We start from the raw sequence: 1538 nt of genomic DNA, 5'->3' as shown, positions 1-1538 counted from the left end.
CAGGCCTGCTCGCTATGGAAACGCGGGCGTTCGATCAGGCGAATACGCGAGCCCTGGATCGAATCGGCCACCTCGCCATACACCAGTACGGTGGCGCCGTTGTGCTTGAGTAAGTCGACATGGCCGGCAATCGCCTCGATTTCTTCGGCCACCGAGCGCCGTGCCAGGCGGCTGGAATACCAGCCGGAGACCAGCGCCAGGTCATAAGGGCGCAGCACATCGCCGACGCCCTTGGCGTCCTTGGGGAATTTGCCGTTGAGTTCAAAACCTTCGTAGCCGATCTCCTTGCCTTCGCTCAAGGCGGTGCTCAAGGGCGTTTCGCCGCCCAGGGCCGGCAGGTCGTCGTTGCTCCAGGAGATCGGGTTGATGCCAATTCGGATTGCGGGCATGGCTGCACCTTTTGTTTTTATCTTCAGAATTCACTGGGATCTGCTTTCTGTGGGAGGGGGCTTGCTCCCTCCCACATTTGACCTGATCTAATTTCGGGCACTGCGCCAGGCATTGATGAGTTGTTCGAAGGTAGCCTGTACCCGCGCAATCAAAGTCTCATCATCAATCTCCCCCGCCATCCACGCCTTGCTCGGTTCCTGGAAGATCGTGCGGCCAACCGCGAACCCGCGGCAGGTGGTGCTCTGGCCGGCCTGCTTGAAGCCGTCGGCGAGAAACTCCGCCGAAGCGTTCAGGCCCAGCAGCACCACGCCACGGCAGTACGGATCGCGCTCGTGGATCAGTGCGTCGAGCTGCTTCCAGTCCTCGGCCGACTGCGCCTCGATCTTCCACCACGCCGGGTAGATGCCCAGGTTGTACAGGCGCTTGAGGCTGCGGTAGAGCACGTCGGGATAAGTGGACGGGTGATCCTTGGGCGGGATGACTTCCAGCAGCAGCTCATGCCCGCTGACCAGGGAGGCGTCGTACACCGCCTTGAGTTGCGCTTCCTGTTCCAGGCGCAGCATGGGTTCGTCATCCGGGTGGTATTGCACCAGGCACTTGATGATCTGCTCCTGGGGCCAGCCGATCAGGTTGCTGCCGATCGAACGGCCGTGCTCGAAGGCCAGCGGGCGCGAATTCTGAACTTCTACCGGGCGCGCGATCCACCAACCGCGACCGCTGGCGGCGTTGAGCGCGTCCTGACCGAAGCGCTGGTCGGCCAACAGGCCCACGTCGGCATCGACGCCCTGCTCGGCGAGCTTTTTTTCCACGCGCTCGATGGCCTGGATAAACAGCTGCTTGATCTCACTGATACGCGTCGGGTCCTGCCCGCCGCGTTGTGCCAGGTCGACCAGCTGCCAGCGATGGTCGAAAGCGAAGATGAACAGTTGCTTCCACGCCTTGCGCGGCACGCTGACGCGGTGCAGGCGTTGCAGGGTCACGTCCTGGTCCGGCCGGGTGATCGGCACCGGGCTGTTGAACAGATAATCCAGCTCGGCGGGGGTCGGCATGGCCGGGGCGCAGGCGTGGCGCGACACGACCAGGCCACCGCAGGCGTTGGCCAACTGGCTGCAACGCTCATCGTTGGCATCAACGAGCCAACCACTGAG

1 protein-coding gene and 1 pseudogene are annotated in these 1538 nt (G+C 63.0%); both read right to left on the bottom strand.

From position 1 onward, the window contains the following. Window positions 1-389 (bottom strand): annotated as a pseudogene (locus V6M90_RS30015) (myo-inosose-2 dehydratase); the annotation flags it as partial. Between the two features lie 87 nt (window positions 390-476). After that, window positions 477-1538 (bottom strand): 2-deoxy-5-keto-D-gluconate 6-phosphate aldolase domain-containing protein (locus V6M90_RS30010; protein WP_332847667.1); only part of this gene is annotated, 1062 nt, incomplete at its 5' end.

It is taken from the genome of Pseudomonas lactucae (assembly GCF_036688725.1).
Classification (GTDB): domain Bacteria; phylum Pseudomonadota; class Gammaproteobacteria; order Pseudomonadales; family Pseudomonadaceae; genus Aquipseudomonas; species Aquipseudomonas lactucae.
Note: the sequence above shows the minus strand (reverse complement) of the source record. Positions and strands in the feature narration are given on the sequence as shown.